The sequence below is a fragment of the Paenibacillus sp. H1-7 genome (assembly GCF_022354825.1).
Taxonomy (GTDB): domain Bacteria; phylum Bacillota; class Bacilli; order Paenibacillales; family NBRC-103111; genus Paenibacillus_S.
Genome location: NZ_CP031168.1, coordinates 7,825,724 through 7,852,172, shown reverse-complemented (window position 1 = coordinate 7,852,172; position 26,449 = coordinate 7,825,724). Strand labels below are relative to the sequence as shown.

The following is a 26,449-nucleotide window of genomic DNA, read 5'->3' as shown; positions in this document are numbered from 1 at the left end:
GGAGGAGAATCATCCGATGAATTGCATTGTCATCGTCTGCGATACGCTGCGCTATGACCATTGCGGTCCTTACCATCACGGACGCCCGCTCAACCAGGTAGTCAGCAAGGAGCAGCCCGACTGGGTTGTTCCTACCCCCAATATGGACAGGCTAGCGTCAAGGGGGACGGTGTTCGATCAGGCATGGTGCGGCTCTACGCCATGTATGCCGGCACGCCGCGACATTTATATCGGCCGCCACGAATTTCTCGAACGGGGCTGGGGACCGCTCGAGGACGACGATCTCGATCTGCCGCGGCAAATATCGGGGGCTCCGAACGTGTCGCTAACGTGGCAGCTGTCGCAGGGCCGCCCGGTCAGCTACCTTGTCACCGACCACTTCCATCTGTGGGAGCAGGGGGCCGGCAACTATCATATGGGCTACAGCGGCTTCGAGTTTGTCCGCGGCCATGAGGCCGACGCGTGGAAGACGGACCCGGTTCCGTTCCCGTGTCCGGACGATATCCATCACAAAGCGGAGCGCCACTTCCGCAACGTGCATTTAACGCGCCGGTCGGAGAGCGACCAGTTTTGCGCGCAGGTGTTCACCAAGGCGGCGGAGTGGCTCGAAGCGAACAAGAATCACAGCAACTTTTACCTCCACATCGACTGCTTCGACCCGCATGAGCCGTGGGACCCGCCGGAGGAGCTGGTCAAGCTGTTCGACCCGCGGGGCTACGACGTGGAGAAATGGAGTTCGATGGTCCCTTATGACAAGTGGGACCGGCATTATACACCGGAGGAGCTGCTGCACGTTCAAGCCCGCTATGCGGCGCAGGTCGTGCTTACGGACAAGTGGCTCGGCAAGCTGCTAGACAAGATGGACGAGCTTCGGCTGTGGGATGACACCATGATTATTTTCACGAGCGACCACGGCACCTACAACGGAGATCATGGCCGGATCGGCAAGCTGCAGACGCATCAGCACGATGCTTGCGGTCATATCCCGTTCATCATCGCCCATCCGCAGTACGGGCATGGGGAGCGGCGCAGCCAGCTCGTACAGCTCGTCGATATTTATCCGACGGTGCTGAGTGCGGTAGGCCGCCCATGTCCGCCGGATCGGCACGGCGTCGATCTGCTCCCGGTGCTGCAGGATGCCGAAGCGAAGACCCGCGAATATGCGGTGTGCGGCATGTTCGGCAAAAGCGTCACCATTACGGACGGCGACTGGATTCTGCATCAATCGCCTGTAGATTCGAACAAGCCGTTGAATTGGTACGGCCACAGCACGGCCCGTTTCATTCCTTACGATCTGGGTCCATACCGGGACGGCAAGCGGGAAACGGACTGCGAATCGTGGCCGGAGCCGACGTGGCTCAGCTTCAAGAAAGCGGACCCCGGCGAACGGATCAACCTGGCCGGCGACATGCCGGAGAAGCTGGAGGAAATGCAGCAGGCGCTGCGGCGGAAGCTGGAAGAGCTGAAGGCGCCGGAGGAGCAGGCCATCCGTTTAGGATTGTCCTAATTTCGTACAAGCAATCATAATATGGTACTAAAGGTTCCCGGTTTGGCTGCAACCGCATGCTGCCGGGTTCTTTGATTTGGAGAACGTTCAAGGAATGGGAGAGATGATTCATGAAAAGGGACAGCTGGTTTTGGGATTACACCCGTCAGGTCCATGTTGATTTTCACATGCCGGAATTTCCGCGCGATGCCGTTAAAAACTTCGATGCCAAATCGTTCGTCGCCCAGTTCGTCAAAGCGAAAGCGAACGTGATCGGCGTCTTTACGAAGTGCCATTTCGGCAACGCCTTTTACGATAACACGGTCGGACACAAGCATAGCGGGCTGAAGGAGGATTTCTTCGGCGAGGTGCTGGAAGAGGCGCACAAGAACGGGATCAAGGTCATTGCCTATTATTCGCTCGGCACCGATGCGCACGCCGTAGTCAACAATCCGGACTGGTACCAGGTGGATGAACACGGGAAGGTTCGCGGAGCCGAAGGGACCGTATGGGAGCTGCCGTGCATCAACAGCCCTTACCGGGAAGAGCTGGTCATTCCGCAAATTAAGGAAATAACCGAGAAATACGATATGGACGGTTATCTGCTCGACATTCCGTATTTGCATAATCATTACTGCTTCTGCACGTACTGCAAAAAGAAGTTCGCCGAGGAGCACGGGCTGGCTCTGACGCCGGAGCTGCTCGAGACGAACCGCGAGCTGGTCGTTCAGTTCGGTATCGACTCGGCCGCCCGCTGCATGCAGGAAATTCATGATACCGTGAAAAGCATCCGCCCGCACGTGCTGATGAACTGCAACGGCGCTTGGCGTATGGGCGAGCCGGATTCGATCAATGCGACCAGCGATTACGGGCTGTGGGAATCCCAGCCGTCGGCGACCGGGTCGTTCCACAATCACTCGATCCGCGCGCGCCATGTACGGACGCTGGACGTTCCGGTACAGGTCATGACCGTCCGTTTTACGGAAGGCTGGGGGCTCATGTCCTGCAAAACGGCGGAGCAGCTCAAATATGAGTTCGCGACGATTATGGCGAACGGCGGCATCATTAACATCGGCGATCAAATGCTGCCGGACGGGACGCTGCAAAGCGGCGTATACGACATTATCGGCGAGGCGTTCAGATTCGTCGAGGAGCGGGAGCCCTTCTGCACGCGCGCGAACAGCGTGAAGCATATTGCCTTGATCGCGGACAATACGAGCAACTGGTATCACGACAAGGATGATGCCGCTACATTCGGCGCCGCCAAAATGTTAATCGAAGGCCATCATCAATTCGATATTTATTACAATGATAACTTTCCGGATTTAAGCGGCTATCGTGCCGTTGTCCTGCCTGATACGGTCAAGCTGTCGGAGCAATCGGCGGAGCGGCTGAAGCAGTTCGTCCGCAACGGCGGCCTGCTGCTGGCGGAAGGCGCGGCTACTTACGACAAGCAGAAGAAAAACTTCCTGCTGGCCGATGTGCTCGGCGTGAAGTATCTGGAGCGGACACCGTATTCGTTCGCGTACTTGACCGAGAACGAAGCGCTGTGGGAAGGGATAGCGCGGATTCCGCAGCTGGTCGAAGCGGAGTTCGTCAAGGCAATGGCGACAACGGCAAAGACGTTGAGCTATGTTCAATGGCCGTTGACCGTGCCTGCGGTGAACCGTGCGTTCCGCCATCCGATGCCTCCGGCCGGCAACATTAGCGACTTCCCGGGGATCAGCGTCAATGAATACGGCAAAGGCATTGCGCTCTATGTCGCCGCGCCGGTATTCCGTTCGTACTGGCATTCCAATCACTTCTGGGTACGCCGTATCGTAAACAATTTGCTCGATCAGTATGACGCGTATAAACTTTACGAAGTAGCTGCGCCTACGCATGTAGAAGCGAACATGATGGAGAAGGAAGGACGCAAATATTTGCACCTGATCAATTTCCAAAGCATCCATGCCGGGGAGAAGAGCACCGCCTATTACAACCCGATTGAGCAAATTACGCCGGTGCATGATATCGAAGTGAAAATTAATGATAAAGCAGTGTCCAGCGCTGTCCTGCAGCCCGGTAATATTCCTTTATCCGTAAGCTCGACAGACCGCGGAATCTCTTTCGTTGTGCCGAAGGTGCACATTCATTCCATTATTGAATTAAGCTAGTGTATGTTCGGCTTGTTTGGCATGGCTGACCGGTTTTCATCCGGTCGGCTTTTTTCTTTTTATAAAATGACCCGAACCGTCTTTTCATTTCGTCCGATCAGTGGTACACTATTTCCAGATACATAGTTTACTGAATAAACAAAGTATACTCGGAGGTGCACTTATGAGTAAATTTATTCCTACTAAAGAAGACCGTTTTACATTCGGCTTATGGACCGTCGGCAATCCGGGTCGCGACCCGTTCGGCCTGCCTGTGCGTGAAGGATTCAGCCCTGTTGAAGCGGTGCATATGCTTGCGGAAGCCGGAGCCTACGGCGTCAACTTCCACGATAACGATCTGGTGCCGATCGATGCGACGGCTGCGGAAAGAGACCGGATCGTAAGCGAATTCCGGCGTGCGCTGGATGAGACCGGATTGAAGGTGCCTATGGCCACCGTCAGCTTGTTCACGGATCCGATCTTCAAGGACGGCGGCTTCACATCGAACGATCCGCGTGTACGCGCTTACGCGATCCAGAAGACGATCCAGGCGATGGATCTGGGAGCCGAGCTCGGAGCGCAAACGTTCGTCCTCTGGGGCGGCCGTGAAGGCTCCGAGGTGGATGCAGGCAAGGATGCGGTGGAAGCTACCAAGCGGTACCGTGAAGCGATCAACTACTTGTGCGAGTACAGCATCTCGCAAAATTTAGGCTACAAGTTCGCACTCGAAGCAAAGCCTAACGAGCCGCGCGCTGACATCTATATGCCTACGACAGGAGCGATGCTCGGTCTGATTTCCACGCTGGATCATCCGGAGCTGGTAGGCGTTAACCCTGAGGTTGCCCATGAGCGGATGGCGGGCTTGAACTTCTACCATGCGGTAGCGCAAGCGCTGGATGCCGGCAAGCTGTTCCATATCGACCTGAACGACCAGAAGATGGGCCGCTTCGACCAGGATTTGCGCTTTGGCTCCGACGGAGTCAAAGAAGCGTTCTTCCTCGTCAAGCTGCTTGAAGACTATAAGTACCAAGGCATGCTGCATTTCGATGCTCACGCGCTGCGTACGGAAGACCGCAACGGGGTCATCGAGTTTGCCAAAGGCAACATGAGAACGTACTTGATCCTGAAAGAGAAAGTACGGCAGTTTAACGAAGACAAGGAGATTCAAGCGCTGCTGCAGGAAATCAACGGCAAGAAGCTTGATCTCCCTGGCTTCGACATCAAGTTCTCCGCAGAGAGCCTGAAGGCGCTTCGCGGCTATGAAGTGGATCGTGCTACCATCGGCGCGGAAGGCGTGAACTACGAGAAGCTGGATCAGCTGACGATGGAAGTTCTGCTCGGCGTGCGCTAAACATTATGACACCGGAAAAGCTTCGTGCTTTTCCGGTGTTTTTTGTTGCAGGCGGGCTGTGGTTTGGGTCAAGGCAGGTCTTGCGTTGCAGGAGCATGGCAGGAGGGTTGTAACATTATTCAAGACGTAGCAGAAGCAGGGGAGGAGCGTAATAGCAAGAGTGTTGCAGAAGTAGTGAATGAGTCGTAGCAGAAGCGGTGGAGGAGCGTAGCAGCAAGAGTTGTTGCAGAAGGCAGTGGAAGAGCGTTGTAGCGGTGAATGAGTTGTAGTAGAGACGACGGGGAAGCGTAGTAGCAAGAGTTGTTGCAAACGCAGTGGAAGAGCGTTGTAGTAGCTGTGAATGAGTCGTAGTAGAGACGGTGGAGGAGCGTAGTAGCAGGAGTTATTGCAGAAGCAGTGGAAGAGCGTTGTAGTAGTGGTGAACGAGTCGTAGTAGAGACGGTGGAGAAGCGTAGTAGCAAGAGTGTTGCAGAAGTAGAGGAAGAGCGTTGTAGTAGTGGTGAACGAGTCGTAGTAGAAGCGGCGGAGAAGCGTAATAGCAAGAGTTGTTGCAGAAGTAGTGGAAGAGCGTTGTGTAGCGGTGAATGAGTTGTAGTAGAGACGGAGGAGAAGCGTAGTAGCAAGAGTGTTGCAGAAGCGGTGGAAGAGCGTTGCAGAAGCAGTGGCTGAGTCGTAGTAGAAGCAGTGGCTGAGTCGTAGTAGAAGCGTTGGAGGAATGTAGTAGCAAAGGTTGTTGCAGAAGGCAGTGGAAGAGCGTTGTAGCGGTGAACGATCATAGTAGAAGCTGTGAGCGTGTAGCAGCAAGCATGTTGTAAGAGCGTGGCAAAAGCGTCACAACTGCGCGGCAAGAGGCACCGCCAGAGTGCTGTAAGACTCTACACGTGCATCGCAAATGCGCAGACGTAAGACTGCGTCGCCACAGCATTGAAAGGCTCTGCAATAGCATAGCAAATCCGCATCCAAGCACCGATCGGACACAGGATCCGCTATTTGCTCTAAACGCGCTTTTTTGGCGACCTATCGGACAGGGAATCCGTTATTCGCCCAAATTCAGCCGATTTTCGCTGAAAATAGAGTGAATAACGGATCTGGTGTCCGATCGCCCCTCATTTTGGCATCAAAATGAGGAAATAGCGGACGTACGGTCCGAAGCCTCCCCGGCTTCGCACAATCCCAAGCGGCAGCGGCGGCAGCAACTGCAGTATAGATGGGTGTAGGCTCCCCCAGCACACGATTCTGCACAGGAGCTGGTTGACTGAACGCAAAGAACCTGACGGGCAAGGATCCTGCTCCGTCAGGTTGCTCCTTTAATTGGCGCTCCTGCTCTTACGACTCCGTCTTACGTCTACTGCGTCTACGCACACCTATACCGTCCGCTTGACCCTAAGGATACTGCTCCAAGCTGCAACAGAGCGGTACTGCCTGCTGCCCGTCAAGAAGCCGTGAGCGCCGGACGCGGCTATTCCAGCCGCTTGGCGTAGCAGTGCCTCGGGTGCCCGCCATACATAGGGCGGGTGAACTGAAGGACGAAGCCGGCGGCCTCCAGATTGCGGCGGCTGGCGTGGTTGTCGGGATGGACGGTGGAGTACAAACACACCAGTCCGCGTGTTCGAGCCCGCTGCTCGCGCAGCTCGTGGAAGAATCGCTGCAGCCCTCGGCCCCGCACCGATTCATGAACGATCGTCGCATCGAGCACTCCGACCCGGTCGAGCTCCGAATCCGGAACTCCGAATTCGCGGCCCAAATTGCCTGCAGCCGTTCCAGGGATGGCAAGCACGGTGTAGGCGACCAACCGCCCGTTGTCAAAGGCTCCGTAGATTTCGCCTCCGCGATTCAGCAGGCCATGCAAGTACGCTACGTCATCCGTAGCGAACAGCGAGCTGGAAGGGAGGCGGGAGACGACATCCGTCATCAGCTCGTGCACGGCCGCTACGTCGTCGTGGCCCATGGAGCGTATGGTCATGCCTTCGTATGGCATCCTTTTAAAGGATGCAGCCGCCTGGCCATCGGCTCCACCGACTCCCTCGGTTCCACCAGTTCCAAGCGCATCAGTCATTCCATCGGCTCCGTCAAATGGCAAATTAGTTGTCATAATTCTCCTCTTGGTGATTATGCTGAAATTAGACGAGATGTTTTCGCATACAAATGCTGCTCGGACAATCTATATATTCTCCGAACCGGTCAATAAGCTCGTAACCGAACTTTTTGTAGAGCTCTATCGATTCCTGCTGCATCGGCCCGGTTTCGAGGAGCATAGCGGTGAAGCCCGCCTGCTTCGCATCCTGCTCAAGGAACGTCATTACCCTGGACGCAATCCCTCGGTTCCGGTACGCCGGATCGACGAAAATGCGTTTCAGCTCTGCGGAGTGAGAGTCCAGAGGACGATAAGCGCCGCATCCTGCAGCCTTTCCGTCCAGATAGGCGACGACAAAGACGATGTCTTGCACCTTAGGCTCGTCCAAATCGACGACGAATACCTCTTCCGCCGGATAGATCGAATACAGATAGTCGTCCAGCTTGGCGATCAGATCGAGCAAATCTTTATTTTTCGGTTCCGTAATTTGTAAAGTCAAAGTGTTCATGTGTCCGTTTCTCCTTGCTTCACGCCAATAGATATGATCCTTATTATACATCATGTTCGCCGAAGGTGCGTTATGAGACAGCGCGCGTCGTGCCGACAAATAAAAAAGAGAGCGCAAGGCCCTCTCTCAAAAACTTATTTTTTCAAAACGATTTTTTCCAAATCGTCCATCATAAGATTCGCGGAAATAATGCTTCCGGACGAATTCCATGTATCGTCGCTTACTTTATGAACATTGCTCTGCTTCACGACATTAAGGTTTTTCCATAGCGGATCGTTGGTCCATTCCTTCTCGACGCTGCTCGCTTCCTTCTTGTCGTTGTCCCAAGTGTAGTAGAACAGGATGTCGCCTTCCATATCCGGAATGCGCTCTTTGTTTACTTCATCGGCGAACGTCTCTTTGTTTTGCGCTTGCGGACGCTGGAAGCCGATCTTTTTGAGCATGAATCCGGAGAACGTATCATTATAGTAGATACGCGTTTTGCCCGGAATGAAGCGAACGAGGGATACTTTCATGTTCAGCTTGTCGCCTGCTTTGGTTTTGAACTCGGCGATGCGTTGGTCAAGCTTGGCGAGCAGCTGATCGCCTTCAGCTTTTTTGCCCAATGCTTCGGCATACAGCTTGAAGTTCTTTTGCCAGTCGGCGTTAATCTTCTCGGAAAAAACGGTTGGAGCGATAGCGGACAGCTGAGCGTATACTTTTTCTTGGCGCAGCTTGTTACCGATGATCAGATCCGGCTTCAGCTTGGCGATCGCCTCCAGGTTCGGCTGATTCTCGTCGCCTACCACTTCGACGCCTTCAAGGTCCTTTTTAATATGATCGTAAAAAGGAGTCCCGGACCACGATTTCACCGCTCCGACAGGCTTGATGCCGAGTGACAGCAGCACTTCCGTACCCTCGTTCGTCAGTACAACAACCTTGGACGGCTTGCCGGGAAGCTTGGTTTCTCCCATAGCGTGCTGCACCGAATAAGAAGCGGAGGCTGCCGCTTTCTCTGGCTGGGACGTCGGCTGGGAACCGCCGTTGCTGCCCGCATTATCTTTAGCCGGTGCCTGGCCGCAACCGGATACAATCAAGCCAATACTAAGAACAGCACTTAAAAGAATGGATGGTTTGGTCCAACGAATCCGTTTGACAAACATCTGAGATATCTCCCCTTATATATCTAATAATGAAAATCATTCTCAGTGAATTTTACTCATTTCTTCCTATTCTGTCAATAGGGGAAAAAAGATCACGAAATGTCCGGAGCTTATGACACCGACCGCTGGGCGGAGCTGAAGCTCGTGCCTGACCTAGAGTGAACGAACGTTCGTGAAAACGCTTAAAAAATAGCGCTTTCAGTAGAATTTTAAAATATTATGAAGTTTTTTTGTGTTTTTTTCGAAATTTAGAAGGAATATTGCGAGATTTGTCGTATTTTATATATTAACTATACCAAGCGGCGGGGAGAGTTCAGAGATGCTTGTTCGTTCCTTTCAATTGTCCGATTACGTTTCCGTTACCAACTTGTTCAAGCAGGTTTTGACAGAGGCCTGTTATGACGAAACCATGGAAGCCTTCGCAAGACAGCTTTCGTGGGACAGCGAATTGGTGCTTGTCGCCATCGAGGAAGACCAGCTGGTGGGTATTATCGTAGGCACAATCGATAACCACAACGGCTATTATTACCGTATCGCAGTAGGTCAGGAGTTTCAGCGCAGGGGCATTGGCAAGGCATTGATTGAAGGGATGAGACAACGTTTCGTTCAACGGAAAGTTCGCAAGATTATGGTAACGGTAGATGTACACAATGAGACGGTCATTCCGGTATATGAATCGGCAGGGTATCAAGCAACGGATTTCTCGCGGACGACGCACCGCCTGAGCATTGTCAACGGATAAGCATCCGCTGCTAACAAGCATTGAATAGCATTACCAAGGCATAGCCCGCATGCGCTGCACAGGCTGTGCTTTTTTGTTTTTTCTGCCGCCGGATTCGGTGTATTTTCGTGGATTTATTCGCTGTATGACGGGAATCCTCTTGAAAGCGGCCGGACATAAGTTTATGCTAGACAAAAGACGATTTAAGGCGATAATCCGGTGATTTTCTTATGAAGGCATCGGCGAACGTACGTTAATATAGAAGGGTTTGGACCTCATGGCGACGTTTTCTTCCTACATTATAAAAAGCTTCAAGCATGACGGACATTTACACCGTACCTGGCAGGAAAACGGGATGGTGCCCGAATCGCTTCTGCATGAATCGCACAAAGCCGAATCGATGATGGTTCTAATCAACAGCCAGACCAAGATTATCGAAGCGGACGGGAAGGAATGGGTCAGCCGCATCCCGGGCATTTCGTTTTTTATTCCGAAGCAATGGTTTAATGTAGTGGCGCTGCTCGAGGACTCCGGAGTGCGGTATTATTGCAACGTGGCATCTCCGCCTTATGTGAACGGAAACGTCATAACGTATATCGATTATGACCTGGATGTGATCCGAATGCCGGGAGGCACCGTTCATATTGTCGATCAGGAAGAGTATGAGAGGCATAAAATCTGCTACCATTACTCATCCATCGTTGACGGCAAGGTCAAACAAGGCCTTCAGGACTTGCTTCTTCGCATCCAGCAGGGCCAGGCACCGTTCCATGACGAATGGGTGCATGAATATTACCGGCAGTGGCAGAAGTGGAAAGGTGAAGGGGCGGAGGCATAAGCATGGTTTTTTTCCCTCAGAAAAAACCGGATCGCGACTTGGCGGGGCAAGGGGCTCCGGTGGATCAGGCGACGGATTTTATGGCGGAGCTATGGGATTGGATGAAATCTATCGTCGTTGCATTATTCCTTATTCTGTTGATCCATCAATACGGATTTCATCTGTCCCCTGTAAAGGGTGCTTCAATGCGACCAACTATTGAAGAAGGCGAATGGCTGTTTATTAATAAAGCGGCTTTTTGGACGAGGGAGCCCGAGCGGGGGGATATCGTCGTGATCAAGGAGCCGGAGGGTGAAGGCTCAGAGCATTTATATTTGGTCAAACGCGTCGTCGCCATAGCTGGGGACGAGGTGTTTATACGGCAGGGCAAGCTGTACGTGAACGGCAGCTCGAATGAAGAGAGCTATACGGATTCCCTCATTGAGGACGGCCGGTTCGATCCGTATATTGTGGAACCGGGTCATATCTTTGTGATGGGGGACAACCGTCACCGGAATGCAAGCTACGATAGCCGCAGCTTTGGCGCCGTTTCGCTGAGCTCCGTAGAAGGACTCGCGGAATGCATCGTATGGCCGGTAGCCAAATGGGGATCATTGTAAGAAAAGGGACGATAGTTTAAACGGTCCCGATGGATCGTGAGGTGACAACAAATGACGACAGAAGCGAAAGACGGGAGCAACATGAACTGGCACCAGCTGAAAGCGGACATGAAGGCGGCAGCCGCAGATCTCGGTATCGATAAAATAGGAATTGCGAGCGCCGATCCTTTCACCGAGCTGAAGGATATTTTGCAGCGTCACCGCGAGCAGGGCTTTGAATCGGGCTTTGAGGATCCGGATTTGGACAAGCGGACGGATCCTGCGCTTAGTCTGGAGGCGCCGCGCTCCATTATCTCTATTGCGATAGCTTATCCGTCGAAGCTTCCTTATGTGCCGCGCTCCGAGCCGGGAGCTTACCGCGGAATGCTGTCCCGGTCCGCATGGGGCGAAGACTACCACCGCGTGCTGCGCAATCGGCTGCAGCGGCTGGAAGCATGGATACGGGAGCGCGTTCCCGATGCGAGACTGGAGAGCATGGTGGATACGGGAGCGCTCGTGGACCGTGCCGTAGCGGAGAGAGCGGGGATCGGCTGGAGCGGCAAAAACTGCTCCATTATTACGCCGGAATTCGGCTCCTGGGTGTACCTTGGGGACATGATTACGAATTTGCCCCTGCCCCCGGATTCGCCTGTCACGGAAAGCTGCGGCGACTGCACGATATGTATTGACGCTTGCCCGACGGGAGCGCTTGTAGGGCCTGGCCAGCTGAACTCGCAGCTGTGTATTTCGTTCATAACGCAGACCAAAGGCCATATCGAGGACGATGCGATAAAGGAGAAAATCGGCAATCGCCTGTATGGCTGCGATACGTGCCAGATCGTCTGTCCCAAGAATAAAGGGAAAAACTGGACCCATCAACCGGAGCTTCGGCCAGACCCGGAGCAGGCCAAGCCGCTGCTAATGCCGCTGCTTGAAATCAGCAACCGGGAGTTCAAAGAGAAGTTCGGCTCCAGCGCCGCAGCGTGGAGAGGCAGAAAGCCGATTCAGCGCAATGCGATATTGGCGCTGGGGCATTTTAAAGACAAGGAAGCCATACCTGCCTTGCGTAAGTTACTGAAGACCGACGACCGGCCGGAAATTCGCGGGGCTGCTGCCTGGGCATTAGGAAGAATAGGCGGAGAGCAGGCACTGGAGGCCATCCTCGAAGCCAAGGAACGGGAGCAGGATGCAATCGTAAGGAAGGAGCTGGACAAAGCCTATGCCAAGCACGAGCATCTATTACACTGAGGTATCGTCTCCTATCGGACCGTTGGTTGTCGCAGCTTCCGACAGAGGACTGTGCCATATCGAATTCGGCCGGTTCTCGGATAACGAAGCTGATCTCCAAAAGTGGTCCGATCGATGGTTCGGAACGACCGAATGGGAGGAGAGCGGCTCAAAGCTCACGGAGGCACAAAACCAGCTTGAGCAATATTTCGACGGAAGCCGTTCGACGTTCGATGTGCCGCTTGATTTGCGGGGAACGCCGTTTCAAGTCAAAGTATGGCGGGCGTTGACGCAGGTTCCATACGGTCAAGTTTGCTCCTACAAAGACATCGGACGGGCCATTCAGTCGGAAAAGGCGGTCCGCGCCGTAGGCGGAGCCAACAATAAGAATCCCGTCCCGATTATTGTTCCGTGTCACCGCGTTATTGGAGCGGACGGATCCATGGTCGGCTATGGCGGCGGGCTGGATGTGAAAACCCGCTTATTAAGGCTCGAAGGTTATCCGATATAAGTAGTAGGACGTTCGTCGCAGTCCGGGGAACAGGAACTGCCGAATGATGCAATAGAAGAGAAGCTTTGCCGAGGGAAGCGTTGAATGTATCGCAAGCTACAGGCTTACGGCGATATGGCGTCCTGGCGGAAGCTTTTAGGAGAGAGCCTATGAGATACGTACACATTGATAATGTCGAGCCCGGCCAGTTTCTGGGAAGGACGATTTTCTCCGGCAACGGGGCGGTGCTGCTCTCCGAAGGGGTGCAGCTGACGGTTTACATGATAACGACGCTGAAGCGGATCGGCGTCACGATGATCTACATTAAAGACCCTCAGTTTGAGGACGTGGAAATAGCCGAGGTCGTGTCGGAGGAAACGAAGCGCGCCGTCATGCAGCGCATGGGGGAAACGTTCGAATCGATCCGCTCGGGCAAAGACTTCAACACCCGCAGCATTAACGGCAGTATCGACAACCTGCTGGAAGAGATTATGAAGAACAAAGAGGTGCTTATACAGCTCTCCGACATACGCACCCAGGATAACCAAATGTATGTCCATGCGCTTAACGTATGCATGATGTCCGTGTTGATAGGCATTCATATGGGGCTTCCGATGGCTCAGCTGCGTGAGCTGTCGATTGGGGCCATGCTGCACGATGTGGGTAAAATCGAGTCCATTACGGACGACGAATCTGCCGATTTGCGCAAGCATCATACTTGGCGGGGCTTCGAGCTGCTTAAAAACAAACGCGAGCTGAGCCTGCTCATAGCGCATGTAGCGTTCCAGCATCATGAGCGGATGGACGGCGAAGGCATCCCGAGAAGAATACCCGGCGATCAGATTCATCTGTATGCAAAAATTACGGCCGTCGCCGACACGTATGACAACCTGCTGTCCGACCTTTCATTAGGCCGGCGCATGCTGCCGCACGAAGCTTGCGAACAAATGACGGCGCTCGCCGGAACACAGCTCGACCGCGAGATTGTGATTCACTTCCTGCGGACGGTATCCGTATATCCGACGGGTGCTTCGGTAAAGCTGTCGACCAAGGAGACGGGGGTCGTTGTAGGGCAGCACAGAGGACTTCCGGGTCGCCCGGTCGTCCGGGTCGTCAAATCCGACTTCTCCGACCGCGAGCTGGACGTAAAGGAAGTCGATCTGGCCAAGCATACGACGGTGTTTATCGACAGCGTGCTTTTATAGACAGGCGGAGAGGCAAATAGAAAAAACGTATTTGTGTGCAAGCGCAGTATTTGCTATTATGGTACAATGATAACTTCCTAATGAGGTGAATTCGTAGTAATGTGGAGCTATATTATCCCTATTGTTACTCTACTTGTCGGCGCGGTAGGCGGATTTTTCGCAGGTGTCTACTATTTGCGCAAGCAGCTTGAAAATATGCAGAGCGACCCGGCTATGCTTCAGGAAATGGCCAAGAAGATGGGCTACAACATGAACAAGCAGCAGCTGCAAAAAGCTCAGCAAATGATGAAAAACCAAAACTTCGGCGGCCGCAAGCCGGGAAGAAAATAAAGTAAGCTTCACCCCCGGTGAAGCTCACAGGAGGTGCAAAACATGCCGGCCAAAGAATACAAAAATACCCGGGTCAGCGAAAACCGCGAATTAATCGAAGGTCACATAAAAGAGATTTTAAGATTAATCGGAGAAGACGTAGATCGTGAAGGTTTGCTCGATACCCCTGCCCGGGTAACCCGGATGTACGAAGAGATATTCGCAGGCTACGAAGCGGACTACAAAGAGATTCTCGGCGTAGCCTTCGACGAGAAGCACGAGGAGCTCGTCATCGTGCGGGATATTGTGTATTACAGCCAATGCGAGCATCATATGGCGCCGTTTTTCGGCAAAATTCATATCGGCTACGTGCCGAGCGGCAAAATCGCCGGTCTCAGCAAGTTTGCCAGACTGGTCGAAGCCGTTACGCGCAAACTGCAGGTGCAAGAGCGGATCACATCCGAAATCGCCGATATTATCGAAACGGAGCTTACGCCTCACGGCTGTATGGTCGTTGTGGAAGGCGAGCACTTGTGCATGTGCGCCCGCGGCGTGAAGAAGCCGGGCAGCAAGACGGTGACGTCGGCCGTTCGCGGTATTTTCCGCAAGGAACCGGCATCGCGTGCCGAATTTTTGTCGCTGCTGAAGCAATAAACGAACTCAAAAAAATCCCCCTTTCTTGTTGAAAACCAACAGGCAAGGGGGTTTTTTTAATTTACGACAGCTCCGGGCTCCTTTTGCAAAAAGGCCTGCGAAGCAGCGACGTTTTTCAGGAAGCCGGTCGTTAAAGATAAGTAGGTTTTCGGATGCGCTCTGTAGATCAGCTCATGACTGTCATTAGGGAGCAGCCACAGCTCGGAACCGGAATTGGCCGGCTGGTTGTTGTAAATGGTTTGCGCCATTTCATAGGGGGCCTTCAAGTCCTGCTTTCCGTGAATGAAGAAGATCGGGATGGAGTACTTCGTCTCCTTGACCTTGTCGTAAGGAATCTGGCTCAAGTTTACGCCGTTAATGAACGGGAAGAAGAAATCGACCAGCGGCTGCGTCGGATATTTCGGCAAATTGGCGACCTGTTTCATGTTATGATACAGCGTTTCGGGCTCCAGAATGAAGGTGCTGTCCAGGATCATGCCCTCGATATCGTCGGTTAACAGCGCGGCCTGCAAAGCGGTGCCGGCTCCCATGGAGAAGCCCCATACATATACGTGCTCCGCGCCTTGATCCTTAGCATATTTAATTGCGCCGAGCAGCTCCTGCGATTCGCGGATTCCTCCGGTCACGCTTTCCTTCGGCTGTACGAAGCCATAATCGAACATGAGGACATTATAGTTTTGCTTGTGGAGCTCGCGAGCCAAATCGTAGATCGGAACCCAGATTTCTTCGCGGTTGCCGCCGTAGCCGTGCGAGAAGACGACGGTTTTCTTGGCCGGAGCAGCCTGTTGGGCCGGGATATACCAGCCGCTTAAGACAGAGCTTCCGTTCAGGCTGGGGAACTCGATATCTTGATAAGCCGCGCCGAATGCGATCGACGGGTTCGAACGTAAAGGATCGATATGAGGCCTGGCTAACGTCCAGGCGATATATGCATGGAAAGCCATAACCAGACTGACAAAGAGCAGCACGACGGAAAGCAGAGCGATTAGGATCGTTTTGATTCTGCGTCTGGCTACGGAACGCGTTTTGACAGCGGTTTCAACACTTGTTGTGCTTATAGTGGTTGGGGTGACGGGGTTCGTTTCCATCGGGATCCCTCCTTGTTGACTAAGATGACTTAAGCGGTGAACAGCGAATTCCATAGGCGGAGAAATCGATGGGTAACACTTGCTTGGTCTTCTTATAACTATAGTAAAATGCAGCGGGCATCCGCGTCAATCGTTCGCGAGAAATGTTAGCTTGTTGTAATCTGTCCGTAATATTAGGACGGAGCTAGGTCTTTTAGACGGTATCCCAGTCAGATTTTGGTGAAATAATACCTTTACGTTTTTGCCGGACCGAGTTATACTATACGTAACAGAGTTTCATTTGGTGAAACTATATGACGGAGGAACCTACGATGGAAGATGGTAAACTAACCGTGCGCGCCGTAGAACGCGCACTGGATATATTGCTTTGCTTTACGGATTCGTCCGATTTGAGCCTGACGGAAATCGCGTTCCGTGTATCGCTGCACAAGAGCACGGTGCATCGGCTTCTTGCATCCTTGGAAGGGAAGGGCTTCGTAATCCGTGACGCCGCTTCGGATAAATACCGGCTTGGCTTCCGCATATGGGAGCTGTCGGCCAATATGACACATAGCGATGACCCGGCGCTGATCTTTTTGCCGGAAATGGAACGGCTGCGCGACCAGCTCGACGAGACGATCAGCTTATATGTAAGCGATCGGTTCGAGCGCGTGCGCGTGCAGGCGGTGCAGAGCAACCAGGCGATTCGCCGCGTTGCTCCGATCGGAGCGAGAATGCCGCTCTACGTCGGCGCTTCGAGCAAGATCCTCGTCGCCTTCGCGGAGCAGGAGCTGCAGGAGGCGCTGCTCTCGAGCCCGGCTTGGCCGGCGGGGCTCGATCAAGGCGCCTTCCTGCAGCAGCTGGCGGAGGCGAAGGCGCTCGGCTACGCGACGAGCGTCGAGGAGCGGGAGCCCGGCGCCGCGGCGGTGGCGGTGCCCGTCTTAACCCGGGCGCAGCGGCTTGTAGCCGCGCTCGCGGTGAGCGGACCCTCCAACCGGCTCACGTTGGAGAAGATGAAGGAGCATGCGCCGGTCCTGATGGAAGCGGCCAGCCGCATGGGCAAGATGGTGAAATAAACAAACAGGAGCTTCGTCGGGTCATACTCATGACCCGGAAGCTCCTGTTTTTCATTTCACCGCGCTTCTTGCGGAAGCAGCCTCCAACCGCGCTGCTTCGACAAGCAAAAAAGCCCCTTGCGGGGCTTTTCGCTTGTATTGCATGTAAACCTTGTATCTATTGGTTCAAGGCTTAAATTAAGCCATGATTTGACGCAATACGGTTTGCAGAATACCGCCGTTACGGTAGTAGTCTACATCCACCATGCTGTCGAGACGTACGGATACTTCGAAGGAGAAGCTGGTTCCGTCTTCGCGGGTAGCCGTTACCGTTACGTTTTGACCCGGTTGAACGTCGTTGCTCAAGCCGGAGATGTCGAACGTTTCGGTACCTGTGATACCAAGCGTTTTCCAGCTTTGGCCTTCGTGGAATTGCAGAGGCAATACGCCCATGCCCACGAGGTTGGAGCGGTGAATACGCTCGAAGCTCTCAGCGATAACCGCTTTGACGCCAAGCAAGAATGTACCTTTCGCTGCCCAGTCACGGGAGCTTCCTGTACCGTATTCTTTGCCTGCGATAACGACAAGGTTCGTTCCTTGAGCTTGATACTTCATGGAAGCATCGTAGATGGACTCGACTTCGCCGGTCGGCAGGTAAGTCGTTACGCCGCCCTCGGTGCCAGGTGCCACTTGGTTACGAATACGGATGTTCGCGAACGTACCGCGCATCATAACGTCATGGTTACCACGGCGGGAACCGTAGGAGTTAAAGTCTTCCTTCTTCACGCCATGCTCGATCAGGAATTTACCTGCCGGGCTGTCGACTTTGATGTTACCTGCAGGAGAGATATGGTCCGTTGTTACGGAATCGCCCATCAATGCCAAAGTTCTTGCGCTGCGGATATCGGCGATATCGGAAATGCCAGCGCCCAGGTTCTCGAAGAACGGAGGGTTCGCGATATAAGTGGATTTCTCGTCCCACTCATACAGCTCGCCTTCTGGAACATCGATAGCGTTCCAACGCTCGTTGGCGCGGAATACATTCGCATATTTCTCACGGTAAATTTCAGGACCCATAGCCGTATTGATAGCTTCTTGGATCTCGTCTTTAGTAGGCCAGATGTCTTTCAAGTAAACCGGCTGGTTCGCTTGGTCGTAGCCGATAGGATCGTTCGCCAGGTCGATGTTCACTGTTCCTGCAAGAGCATAGGCAACAACCAACGGCGGGGAAGCCAGGTAGTTCGCTTTGACTTGTGCGTGAACGCGGCCTTCAAAGTTACGGTTACCGGACAATACAGCGGCTACCGTCATGTCGTTGTCTGCGATCGCTTTGCTTACTTCGTCAGGCAAAGGACCGGAGTTACCGATACAGGTTGCACAACCGTAGCCAGCTACGTGGAAGCCCAATGCTTCGAGGGACTCAAGCACGTTTGCGTTTTTCAGGTACTCGGTAACAACCAGGGAGCCTGGAGTCAAGCTGCTTTTCACGTAAGCAGGTTTTTTCAAACCGCGTGCTACCGCTTTTTTCGCAACGAGACCTGCACCGAGCATAACGCTTGGGTTGGAAGTGTTAGTACAGCTTGTAATAGCCGCGATAACGACTGCGCCTGTGCCCATTTTGGTAACTTCGCCGCTAGCGTGTTTTACTTCAACGGTTTCAGCGATTTTCTCGTCGCTCAAGCCGTATCCGCCTTTTTCAATCGGCGTGCGAACGATCGAGTTGAACGATTCCTTCATAGCTGTCAGTTCTACGCGGTCTTGAGGACGCTTAGGACCTGCCAAGCTTGGTACAACGGAGGAAAGGTCAAGCTCGATTTTGTCCGTAAATACAGGGTCCGGAGTATCGTCCGTACGGAACATGCCTTGTGCTTTATAGTAAGCTTCAACCAAAGCGATTTGATCTTCTTCACGGCCAGTACCTCTCAAGTAGTTGAGGGACTCGGAGTCAACAGGGAAGAAACCGATCGTCGCGCCGTACTCAGGTGCCATGTTCGCAACTGTTGCACGGTCTGCCAAGCTGATGTTGCTGAGGCCTGGGCCGTAGAACTCGACGAATTTACCTACAACGCCTTTTTTACGAAGCATTTGGGTAACGGTAAGAGCCAAGTCGGTAGCCGTAGCGCCCTCAGGCAATGTGCCTGTCAATTTGAAGCCGATAACTTCAGGTGTAACGAAGTACAGAGGTTGTCCAAGCATTCCTGCTTCCGCCTCGATACCGCCTACGCCCCAGCCTACGATACCAAGACCGTTGATCATTGTAGTATGGGAGTCAGTACCTACGAGGGAATCAGGATATACTTCCGTTTCGCCGTCAACGACTTTCGTAGCTGCTACGCTAGCCAGGTACTCCAAGTTAACTTGGTGAACGATACCTGTTGAAGGAGGAACAGCACGGAAGTTGTCGAATGCTGTTTGTGCCCAACGAAGGAAACGGTAGCGCTCTTCGTTACGCTCGAATTCAATGTTGATGTTGGTGTCCAAAGCGTCTTTGGTACCAAAAGCATCAACCATGACAGAGTGGTCGATAACCAGGTCAACCGGAACGAGCGGGTTGATCCGTTTAGGGTCTCCGCCGGATTTCTTCATCGTGTCTCTCATTGCCGCCAAGTCAACGACAACCGGTACGCCGGTGAAGTCCTGAAGAACGATACGAGCAGGAATAAAAGGAATTTCTTTCTCTTCGCGCTCTTTCGCCCAGTTTGCGATTTGCTTTACATGATCTGGAGTAATCGCTCTGCCGTCGAATTGACGAACCGCTGCTTCCAGCAGCACTTTAATGGAAAAAGGAAGTGCGGAAATGTTGCCGAGGCCTTGCTCCTCGAGTCCTGGCAGGCTGTAGTATTGGTATGTTTTACCTTTTACGTCAAGCGCTTTACGGACCGAGTAATGGTCTTTTTTAGCCATGAGTGTCATTCCTCCTTAAGAAGTTGTAAGCTGAAACCATCTATGTTTCATCTATTGAAACAGGATTTCATAATTGCCATACACTAAGTATACATGCTGAAAGGCCCCGCGTAAAGGTTAAATTCAATCATTTTTACTTGGATTTCTTCATATATTGGAGTAATTGCTATGCGTGAAAAAGCCTGTCTGGTTTACGTTTTTTCATATAACTTGCATCCCGTTCAGCTAGGCAGCCCTTAACAGCCATTTCATAATAATGGAGGTAGCCCGCATGTCTTGGAAAACGACGCTCTATGATTACGTTCATCACAAAAATCAAATGGACATGGATTATTCCGTCCAGCCTCTGCTGCCTTTTGTTACCGATAATGGTTATTTGCAATCCCAAATTCAGCGGCTGTCGAGAACGGCTCATTCCGATCAGGACCGCAGGTTTTATCCTGTGAAAAGCGAGACCCGCTTAACGATCCTGCAAGCGGACGAACAGCCCGGGAACGTAACCGCCGATGTCCTGCTGCGGCGAACGTCCGTAGGAACCATCGGTTATCGGGAGCAGGAGGAAAAGAGACTGGAATCCGAGCGTATCCAACTCATGGAATATGATGGGAAATGGTATATCGCAAAGATTGATTCCATGGCCACCGAGCGGTCGTATCCATCCGAGCAAGCGGCTGCGGACGATGACCTGTCTGAAATGGACGAATATACCGTCAGTTCTTCCGCCCCTTCGCCCTCTGTGCCTTATTTGAATTACAGCGTGCTCCCCTACTTGGAGTCAAGCGGTCGAAAAGGGTCTTATGACCGGATGAAAGCCGTTCAGTACGCCGATACCTGGTGGGATAAGGCGAATCCCGCTTACATTGAATTTGAAGTGGACTGCAGCAATTTTATATCCCAGTGCCTCTTTGCAGGCGGGGCGCCAATGCACTATACTGGGAAAAGGGATTCCGGCTGGTGGTACAAAGGCCGCTTTAACGGCCAAGAGCAGTGGAGCTTCAGCTGGGCTGTGGCTCATAGCTTGCAGCACTACTTGCTGGCGAACCGCGGCGGATTTCGCGCCGAGGAGGTGCCACGGGCGGAAATGCTTGAGCTGGGTGACGTAATAAGCTATGACTGGGACGGCAACGGACGATACCAGCACAGCACTATCGTAACGGCCAAGGATGGGAACGGAATGCCGCTGGTGAACGCCCATACTACCAACAGCTATCACAGATACTGGAGCTACAGGGACTCTGTAGCCTGGACGGAATACACCAAATACAAGTTCCTGCATATTGCGGATCTGCTGTAGCCTGAAAGCTTCGGCATTCTTCGAATGTTCTTATCATATGATCCGAAGCTTAACATTCCTCGAATGATCTAAGCAGATACTCCAATCGATCATTTCGCGGAATGTTCTTAGCGCACGCTTTCGAAGTTGAACATTCCTTTACGGAATGTTCTTAGGGGCGCATGTTTACAAAGTTGAACATTCTTCTCAGAATGTTCTTAGGTTACGAGATTAGCGATAGTACTATGCATTGAATGACATATCCATTCGGAGGTTATTATGAATGACAAAATTCGCGTCGGCTTAATCTACGGAGGGAAGTCGGGAGAGCACGAGGTCTCTCTTCAGACGGCACTCGCCGTAATTAAAGCATTCGATATGAACAAATACGAAATTCAGCCATTTTACATAACGAAGCAGGGGGAATGGCGCACGGGCCCTCAACTGACGGCTCCGGCACAAACCGTTGCCGAGCTGACGTTCCAGGATGAGGCGCTATCCGCTCCGGCATCATCGTTTGCGCTTCAGCCGTTTTTTGCCTCCCAGCTTACAGGGGATAAGGCCGTAATCAGCTCGTCCCAAACGGCACCGGCTCAAAAGACAGGCTCGGCCCAAGACAAGCCGCTGGACGTCGTATTCCCTCTGCTGCACGGTACTTTCGGCGAAGACGGAACGATCCAGGGTCTTCTGGAGATGGCTAACATCGCCTATGTAGGCGCAGGCGTACTTGCTTCCTCCGTGGGCATGGATAAGGTCATGATGAAAAAGGTGTTCGCGCAGGAAGGCTTACCGCAATGCGTGTTCCGTCATTTTACCAAGACGCAGTGGGAAAAGGACCAAGCCTACTTCCTGATGGAAATCGAAATTTCCATTGGCTATCCTTGTTTTGTCAAACCGGCTAACCTCGGCTCCAGCGTCGGCATCAGCAAAGCAAGTAACCGTGACGAGCTCATCGCTGCCATTCAAATCGCATTCCAGTATGACCGTAAAGTCATAGTCGAGGAGAACATCAACGCGCGTGAGGTTGAAGTAGCCGTGCTAGGCAATGATGAGCCGCGTGCATCCGTTGTCGGTGAAATCGTATCGTCCAATGAATTTTATGATTATAAAGCGAAATATATCGATGGCAAATCTTCCATGATTATTCCGGCCGAAATTTCCGAGGAGCTGTCCGATCAAATTCGCGAGCTGGCGGTTCGTGCATTTCAAGCGGTTGACGGATCCGGCTTATCGCGTGTCGATTTCTTTTTGCGCAAGGAAGACAATCGCATTTTTATTAATGAGATTAATACGATGCCAGGCTTTACACCTTTCAGCATGTATCCGCTGCTATGGAAAGAGACGGGCAAGCCGTATCAGGAGCTTCTTGACGATCTGATTACTCTAGCTTTGCAACGCCATGCCGATAAACAGCGGCTTCAATATACGTTTGATGTAGAGTAAGGGATTAGAACGAGGTTGTATCCAATCGAATATTCCGTATGTGACGCCGTTATCGTTCTATTGACTTGATTCGTGAAGCGGCTTCACGTATGCTTAGCATAAACAGGTTGATAAAGCCTTGGGAAGGAGGACCACGTATGGGATTTCAAACCGAATTCAATTCTGTATGCAAATTCAAATCCGAGCAGGAGCTTTACGAGCTGTTGGAATATGGCCGGGGCAAAATGGTCAAAAGCGGCTTCCGGGTTTTCCCGACGGGGCAGATGGTCATTGCCTATACTCCGGAAAATAAAGCGATCGCCATAGTCAAAATTGTCGCATCCATCGCGGAAATCAATTTTCAAGGCGAGGAAGTGACTCAAGTGGAAATGGAGCTGGTCCGCAGGCTTACGGATGAAGAAGCGCGCGTGCAAACGTCGCTGGCTCATGAAATGTTTTTTGGGCTAAATCATAAATAACGTTAACGAAGCAAAAGCATCTTTTCGTCGCAGGGCGAAGAGGTGTTTTTTTATTTCCGCTCTGATAGCTCTTGGCGCAAATGGACAAACTAGCCGGTAGATGAGAGGAAGGAGTGTGCAAGCCTGTGATTGTTCGTCTCGGTTATGTGGCAATGTCGATGAGTGTGTCCAATGCTTCTCCCTCCAAAACTATGACGGCGACCCAATTCTTGAAGCTGGAAGACCGGGAGGCGGCAATTCGAAAGCTGGAGCGTATAGCTGCGGAAAATATCCATAATACGCTTCGGCTTCTGAAGCATAACCGGGCACACGATATCAGTATGTACCGGTGCTCGTCCAAATTGATTCCGCTGATCGGTCACGAAGCTCTTCGTGGCTGGAACCCGATGCCTGTGTTATCGGAGGCTTTTGCCGAGTTAGGTTCCTATGCCCGTGAACATGCGATGCGTCTCAGCTTTCATCCTGATCATTTTACGGTGTTAAGTACTCCGAGAGACGAGGTGCTGCGTAATTCGCTGGACGATCTGGACCGGCATGTGACGATGTTAGAGGCGATGGGCCTTGATGAATCGGCCAAATGCAATATTCATGTCGGGGGCACCTATGGCAACAAAAAGACGGCGGCCGACCGGTTCGTCTCCCGATTCGAACAGCTGCCGGAGCGAATCAAACGGAGAATGACTCTGGAAAACGACGATAAAACGTTCACCGCTCTCGAGACCCTGGACATTTGTGAAAAGGTGAACACTCCCATGGTGCTCGATATTCATCATCACCAGGTCAATCACGAGGAGGGCCGGGACAGTGCTCCTGAGCTGTGGCCCCGCATTTTGCGTACGTGGGAAGGGGAGCGTGAGCAAGGCTCGGATCGACCGCTGCCGCCCAAAATCCATGTGTCCAGCCCCAAAAGCGAGAAGGATCCGAGAGGTCACGCGGACTTTATAGATGCTCGTGTACTCATGCAATTTCTTCGTTCGATCTCCGCTCTCACACCCAGGCTGGATGTCATGATTGAAGCCAAAAAGAAGGATGAAGCATTATTCAAGCTGGTGGAGGATGTGCGTGAGGAAACGGGCGTAACCTTGCTGGATCAAGCTTCGTTCGAGCTTTAAACCTACTATATTCTCTCTTGAATTATTGGTAAAAATGGGGTAACTTGAGAAAGAAGTAAGGTTGGCCAAGCCGCCTCATTTTAATTCGGAGAGGGGACTTCTATTTCATGACTCAACTGCTGAACGGTAAAAATATACTAATTATGGGTGTTGCGAACGATCGCAGTATCGCTTGGGCGATTGCTCAATCTTTGGCCGCTCAAGGTGCGCGCCTTGCCTTTACTTATGAGAGCGAGCGCGTAGAGGAACGGGTACGCAAGCTGGCCGATACGATTCCCAATTCTATCGTACTGCCTTGCAACGTAACGGTGGATGCGGAGATTGATACTCTTGCTGCGGCTGTTCGTGAGCATTTCGGCGTTCTTCATGGGCTTGTACATAGCATTGCGTTCGCTAAGACGGAGGAGCTGGAAGGGTTGTTCGTAGGCACTTCGCGCGACGGTTTCGCATTGGCTCACGATATTAGCGCTTACTCTCTCGTTGCGGTTGCCCAACGCCTGTATCCGTTGATGACCGAAGGCGGCAGCATCATGACGATGACGTACCTCGGTGCGGAACGCGCCATGAAGAACTACAACGTAATGGGCGTAGCCAAAGCGGCTTTGGAAGCGAGCGTCCGTTATTTGGCCAACGATTTGGGTCAATACAATGTTCGTGTCAATGCGATTTCGGCAGGTCCGATCCGCACGCTGGCGGCAAAAGGCATCAAGGACTTCAACTCCATCTTGAAAACCGTAGAAGAAAAAGCGCCTCTCCGACGCACGACGGAAACAGCCGAGGTTGGCGACACCGCCATGTTCCTTATGAGTCATTTGTCCCGTGGTATTACTGGAGAAGTCATTTATGTTGATAACGGCTATCATATTGTAGGCGTGTAATTCAACTTACCCTATATTATTTGCTTGAAGAAGATCCTTCGTTGCGACGGCAGAAGGGTCTTTTTTCATATGGAGGCGGCAGTGCTTTTGCTGGATAGGCTGCTTAGGAGAACGAGGGTGTTTTCATCTCCGGGAGAAAGGGTGCGGAGCTCGATTTGACCCGTTCTGATGTTTGTTGATTTGTCATAAACTCTAGTATTAATTGGGTGAAACGCTGTAGCTTTTGGGTCGTAAATTAACTATACTGGTTGTAATCGAAACCAAACTATTTTTTATGGGAAGAAAAGGACTGATTGAAATGGCTAACGAAAGCAATTCATCTTTTGTTGTGGGAAGCAAAAATTTTACCGCAGTGGCCATCAATACCGCATCCAAAGCTGGAGAGTGGATCCAAAGCAAGCTAGGGGACTTCAACAGCTTACATATGAAGTATTCCCCTCATGATCTAGTTACCGAAGTGGACAAGGGTGCGGAGACGATGATCCGCAATTTGATACAAACGCACTTTCCTCATCATTCCATACTGGGTGAGGAGGGAGTGGAGCCGGGACCGGAAGCTTCCAGCAAAGCGTTGGAGGAGGCCAGCGAGGCCGAGTATTTATGGATTGTAGATCCGCTGGACGGAACGACCAATTTTGTGCACGGATTCCCGTTTTTCAGCGTATCCATTGCGCTTGCTCATAAAGGGGAAGTCATTGTAGGTGTAGTGTACAACCCTATCCAGGACGAGCTTTTCGTTGCGGAAAAAGGAAAAGGCGCCTACCTGCACGGAAGACGCATGCGTGTATCTACAGAAATCAAGCTCTCCGAGTGCTTGGTAGCGACAGGCTTCCCGGCCGACAGAAATTATGCTTTGCCTATTAATATGCAAGGCGTACAGGCGTTGACGCCCAAAGTTCGCAACATTCGCGTAGCGGGCTCCGCTGCTCTGCATATGGCCTATGTGGCCGCGGGAAGGCTGAGCGGGTTCTGGGAGATCGGGCTGAATTCGTGGGATGTTGCTGCAGGCTCGCTGCTAATAACCGAATCGGGCGGTCGTGTAACCGATACTGCAGGCAATCCGTATACGTTGGGAGTTCGCCATGTTCTAGCCTCCAACGGCCATATTCATCCGGAGTTTCAACAGGAGCTCGCGCTTGCCCAAGCGACCGGCTTTGAGGCGAAGGAATAGTCATATTATGGGAAACAGTCTGGTGACGATGCTGCATTTGCAGTTTTGTTATCAGGCTGTTATTTTTTGTTGAAGGCGGATATACTATAAAAGTTGAAATTTAGGGTTGCAAATAATTTTGGATCATGCTATATTGGTCTTCCGGCCAAATGACGGCTGGCAAGCAAAGGGAAGCTTAAATAAAGAAATTTAAAAAAAGCTTGCATTGCTTGAGAGAATATGATATATTGAAATTCCTTGCTGCTGATTGGGCAACGAGGAAATGAACGAAATTGTCCTTTGAAAACTGAACAACGAGTGAGTGTTAAATAGAGAATGAAAATTCTCGCTAGCATTGAATTTTGAGCTTAAGACAAGCTCTGTTATACGG

General features: G+C 52.1%; 23 protein-coding genes. 18 read left to right on the top strand and 5 right to left on the bottom strand.

What is annotated here, in order from left to right; genetic code table 11:
- Nucleotides 1-16: 16 nt before the first annotated feature.
- From DVH26_RS34620 to xylA, 3 genes are all read left to right on the top strand, one after another.
- On the top strand, nt 17-1,507 hold the full coding sequence (locus tag DVH26_RS34620; RefSeq protein ID WP_239630133.1) for a sulfatase family protein: 1,491 nt from the start codon (nt 17-19) through the stop codon (nt 1,505-1,507).
- A 110-nt stretch (nt 1,508-1,617) separates the two neighbouring features.
- Nucleotides 1,618-3,642, top strand: a complete 2,025-nt coding sequence (locus DVH26_RS34615; RefSeq protein ID WP_239630132.1) for an alpha-amylase family protein — start codon at nt 1,618-1,620, stop codon at nt 3,640-3,642.
- A 163-nt stretch (nt 3,643-3,805) separates the two neighbouring features.
- A complete protein-coding gene (gene xylA / locus DVH26_RS34610) occupies nt 3,806-4,972 on the top strand; it encodes a xylose isomerase (protein ID WP_239630131.1) in 1,167 nt (388 codons plus the stop codon).
- Nucleotides 4,973-6,431: 1,459 nt separating this feature from the next.
- On the opposite strand, the gene DVH26_RS34605 is transcribed toward xylA, so the two are convergent.
- From DVH26_RS34605 to DVH26_RS34595, 3 genes are all read right to left on the bottom strand, one after another.
- On the bottom strand, nt 6,432-7,064 hold the full coding sequence (locus DVH26_RS34605; RefSeq protein WP_239630130.1) for a GNAT family N-acetyltransferase: 633 nt from the start codon (nt 7,062-7,064) through the stop codon (nt 6,432-6,434).
- Between the two features lie 28 nt (nt 7,065-7,092).
- Complete coding sequence (locus tag DVH26_RS34600; RefSeq protein WP_239630129.1) at nt 7,093-7,554, bottom strand: GNAT family N-acetyltransferase; 462 nt, start codon at nt 7,552-7,554, stop codon at nt 7,093-7,095.
- Between the two features lie 134 nt (nt 7,555-7,688).
- Entirely contained in the window at nt 7,689-8,696 is a 1,008-nt protein-coding gene (locus DVH26_RS34595; protein WP_239630128.1) for an ABC transporter substrate-binding protein, read from the bottom strand.
- Between the two features lie 319 nt (nt 8,697-9,015).
- Here DVH26_RS34595 and DVH26_RS34590 point away from each other — a divergent pair, with 319 nt between their 5' ends.
- The 8 genes from DVH26_RS34590 (at nt 9,016) to folE (ending at nt 14,718) form a co-directional block, all read left to right on the top strand.
- A complete protein-coding gene (locus tag DVH26_RS34590) occupies nt 9,016-9,438 on the top strand; it encodes a GNAT family N-acetyltransferase (protein ID WP_239630127.1) in 423 nt (140 codons plus the stop codon).
- Nucleotides 9,439-9,694: 256 nt separating this feature from the next.
- Nucleotides 9,695-10,255 (top strand): DUF402 domain-containing protein, encoded by a 561-nt coding sequence (locus DVH26_RS34585; RefSeq protein ID WP_239630126.1) that lies wholly within the window; start codon nt 9,695-9,697, stop codon nt 10,253-10,255.
- A gap of 2 nt (nt 10,256-10,257) precedes the next feature.
- Nucleotides 10,258-10,854, top strand: a complete 597-nt coding sequence (gene lepB, locus DVH26_RS34580) for a signal peptidase I (protein WP_239630125.1) — start codon at nt 10,258-10,260, stop codon at nt 10,852-10,854.
- Nucleotides 10,855-10,905: 51 nt separating this feature from the next.
- Nucleotides 10,906-12,081 carry a tRNA epoxyqueuosine(34) reductase QueG gene (gene queG / locus DVH26_RS34575; protein WP_239630124.1) on the top strand — a complete coding sequence of 392 codons (1,176 nt, stop codon included), beginning with the start codon at nt 10,906-10,908 and terminating at the stop codon, nt 12,079-12,081.
- Nucleotides 12,053-12,571 carry a methylated-DNA--[protein]-cysteine S-methyltransferase gene (locus tag DVH26_RS34570; RefSeq protein ID WP_239630123.1) on the top strand — a complete coding sequence of 173 codons (519 nt, stop codon included), beginning with the start codon at nt 12,053-12,055 and terminating at the stop codon, nt 12,569-12,571. Before queG ends, DVH26_RS34570 begins: the two co-directional genes overlap by 29 nt.
- 149 nt (nt 12,572-12,720) lie before the next feature.
- The gene (locus DVH26_RS34565) at nt 12,721-13,755 is read left to right on the top strand and encodes an HD-GYP domain-containing protein (RefSeq protein WP_239630122.1); all 1,035 of its coding nucleotides are present in this window, start codon (nt 12,721-12,723) and stop codon (nt 13,753-13,755) included.
- A 99-nt stretch (nt 13,756-13,854) separates the two neighbouring features.
- Complete coding sequence (locus tag DVH26_RS34560; protein ID WP_239630121.1) at nt 13,855-14,085, top strand: YneF family protein; 231 nt, start codon at nt 13,855-13,857, stop codon at nt 14,083-14,085.
- Nucleotides 14,086-14,127: 42 nt separating this feature from the next.
- Nucleotides 14,128-14,718 carry a GTP cyclohydrolase I FolE gene (gene folE, locus DVH26_RS34555; protein WP_239630120.1) on the top strand — a complete coding sequence of 197 codons (591 nt, stop codon included), beginning with the start codon at nt 14,128-14,130 and terminating at the stop codon, nt 14,716-14,718.
- Nucleotides 14,719-14,774: 56 nt separating this feature from the next.
- On the opposite strand, the gene DVH26_RS34550 is transcribed toward folE, so the two are convergent.
- Nucleotides 14,775-15,806 (bottom strand): alpha/beta hydrolase, encoded by a 1,032-nt coding sequence (locus DVH26_RS34550; protein ID WP_239630119.1) that lies wholly within the window; start codon nt 15,804-15,806, stop codon nt 14,775-14,777.
- Nucleotides 15,807-16,117: 311 nt separating this feature from the next.
- Between DVH26_RS34550 and DVH26_RS34545 the strand changes: the two genes are divergently transcribed.
- Nucleotides 16,118-16,861, top strand: a complete 744-nt coding sequence (locus DVH26_RS34545) for an IclR family transcriptional regulator (RefSeq protein ID WP_239630118.1) — start codon at nt 16,118-16,120, stop codon at nt 16,859-16,861.
- A gap of 177 nt (nt 16,862-17,038) precedes the next feature.
- Here DVH26_RS34545 and acnA read toward each other — a convergent pair whose 3' ends face one another.
- Nucleotides 17,039-19,744 (bottom strand): aconitate hydratase AcnA, encoded by a 2,706-nt coding sequence (gene acnA / locus DVH26_RS34540; protein WP_239630117.1) that lies wholly within the window; start codon nt 19,742-19,744, stop codon nt 17,039-17,041.
- 271 nt (nt 19,745-20,015) lie between these two features.
- Between acnA and DVH26_RS34535 the strand changes: the two genes are divergently transcribed.
- From DVH26_RS34535 to DVH26_RS34510, 6 genes are all read left to right on the top strand, one after another.
- Complete coding sequence (locus DVH26_RS34535) at nt 20,016-21,038, top strand: amidase domain-containing protein (protein ID WP_239630116.1); 1,023 nt, start codon at nt 20,016-20,018, stop codon at nt 21,036-21,038.
- 258 nt (nt 21,039-21,296) lie between these two features.
- Nucleotides 21,297-22,460 (top strand): D-alanine--D-alanine ligase, encoded by a 1,164-nt coding sequence (locus DVH26_RS34530; RefSeq protein WP_239630115.1) that lies wholly within the window; start codon nt 21,297-21,299, stop codon nt 22,458-22,460.
- 137 nt (nt 22,461-22,597) lie between these two features.
- Nucleotides 22,598-22,918 carry a hypothetical protein gene (locus tag DVH26_RS34525; RefSeq protein ID WP_239630114.1) on the top strand — a complete coding sequence of 107 codons (321 nt, stop codon included), beginning with the start codon at nt 22,598-22,600 and terminating at the stop codon, nt 22,916-22,918.
- A 125-nt stretch (nt 22,919-23,043) separates the two neighbouring features.
- Nucleotides 23,044-24,030, top strand: a complete 987-nt coding sequence (gene uvsE, locus DVH26_RS34520; protein WP_239630113.1) for a UV DNA damage repair endonuclease UvsE — start codon at nt 23,044-23,046, stop codon at nt 24,028-24,030.
- A 107-nt stretch (nt 24,031-24,137) separates the two neighbouring features.
- On the top strand, nt 24,138-24,908 hold the full coding sequence (gene fabI, locus DVH26_RS34515; RefSeq protein WP_239630112.1) for an enoyl-ACP reductase FabI: 771 nt from the start codon (nt 24,138-24,140) through the stop codon (nt 24,906-24,908).
- Nucleotides 24,909-25,206: 298 nt separating this feature from the next.
- Complete coding sequence (locus tag DVH26_RS34510) at nt 25,207-26,079, top strand: inositol monophosphatase family protein (RefSeq protein WP_239630111.1); 873 nt, start codon at nt 25,207-25,209, stop codon at nt 26,077-26,079.
- Nucleotides 26,080-26,449: the final 370 nt, after the last annotated feature.

Coding starts and splice junctions, on each gene's coding strand:
- DVH26_RS34590 (WP_239630127.1), top strand. CDS start 9,016: ATGCTTGTTCGTTCCTTTCAATTGTCCGATTACGTTTCCGTTACCAAC.
- DVH26_RS34560 (WP_239630121.1), top strand. CDS start 13,855: ATGTGGAGCTATATTATCCCTATTGTTACTCTACTTGTCGGCGCGGTA.
- DVH26_RS34545 (WP_239630118.1), top strand. CDS start 16,118: ATGGAAGATGGTAAACTAACCGTGCGCGCCGTAGAACGCGCACTGGAT.
- DVH26_RS34570 (WP_239630123.1), top strand. CDS start 12,053: ATGCCAAGCACGAGCATCTATTACACTGAGGTATCGTCTCCTATCGGA.
- xylA (WP_239630131.1), top strand. CDS start 3,806: ATGAGTAAATTTATTCCTACTAAAGAAGACCGTTTTACATTCGGCTTA.
- DVH26_RS34600 (WP_239630129.1), bottom strand. CDS start 7,554: ATGAACACTTTGACTTTACAAATTACGGAACCGAAAAATAAAGATTTG.
- DVH26_RS34620 (WP_239630133.1), top strand. CDS start 17: ATGAATTGCATTGTCATCGTCTGCGATACGCTGCGCTATGACCATTGC.
- DVH26_RS34550 (WP_239630119.1), bottom strand. CDS start 15,806: ATGGAAACGAACCCCGTCACCCCAACCACTATAAGCACAACAAGTGTT.
- acnA (WP_239630117.1), bottom strand. CDS start 19,744: ATGGCTAAAAAAGACCATTACTCGGTCCGTAAAGCGCTTGACGTAAAA.
- DVH26_RS34525 (WP_239630114.1), top strand. CDS start 22,598: ATGGGATTTCAAACCGAATTCAATTCTGTATGCAAATTCAAATCCGAG.
- folE (WP_239630120.1), top strand. CDS start 14,128: ATGCCGGCCAAAGAATACAAAAATACCCGGGTCAGCGAAAACCGCGAA.
- DVH26_RS34565 (WP_239630122.1), top strand. CDS start 12,721: ATGAGATACGTACACATTGATAATGTCGAGCCCGGCCAGTTTCTGGGA.
- DVH26_RS34585 (WP_239630126.1), top strand. CDS start 9,695: ATGGCGACGTTTTCTTCCTACATTATAAAAAGCTTCAAGCATGACGGA.
- DVH26_RS34605 (WP_239630130.1), bottom strand. CDS start 7,064: ATGACAACTAATTTGCCATTTGACGGAGCCGATGGAATGACTGATGCG.
- DVH26_RS34530 (WP_239630115.1), top strand. CDS start 21,297: ATGAATGACAAAATTCGCGTCGGCTTAATCTACGGAGGGAAGTCGGGA.
- lepB (WP_239630125.1), top strand. CDS start 10,258: ATGGTTTTTTTCCCTCAGAAAAAACCGGATCGCGACTTGGCGGGGCAA.
- DVH26_RS34595 (WP_239630128.1), bottom strand. CDS start 8,696: ATGTTTGTCAAACGGATTCGTTGGACCAAACCATCCATTCTTTTAAGT.
- DVH26_RS34535 (WP_239630116.1), top strand. CDS start 20,016: ATGTCTTGGAAAACGACGCTCTATGATTACGTTCATCACAAAAATCAA.
- DVH26_RS34615 (WP_239630132.1), top strand. CDS start 1,618: ATGAAAAGGGACAGCTGGTTTTGGGATTACACCCGTCAGGTCCATGTT.
- DVH26_RS34510 (WP_239630111.1), top strand. CDS start 25,207: ATGGCTAACGAAAGCAATTCATCTTTTGTTGTGGGAAGCAAAAATTTT.
- queG (WP_239630124.1), top strand. CDS start 10,906: ATGACGACAGAAGCGAAAGACGGGAGCAACATGAACTGGCACCAGCTG.
- fabI (WP_239630112.1), top strand. CDS start 24,138: ATGACTCAACTGCTGAACGGTAAAAATATACTAATTATGGGTGTTGCG.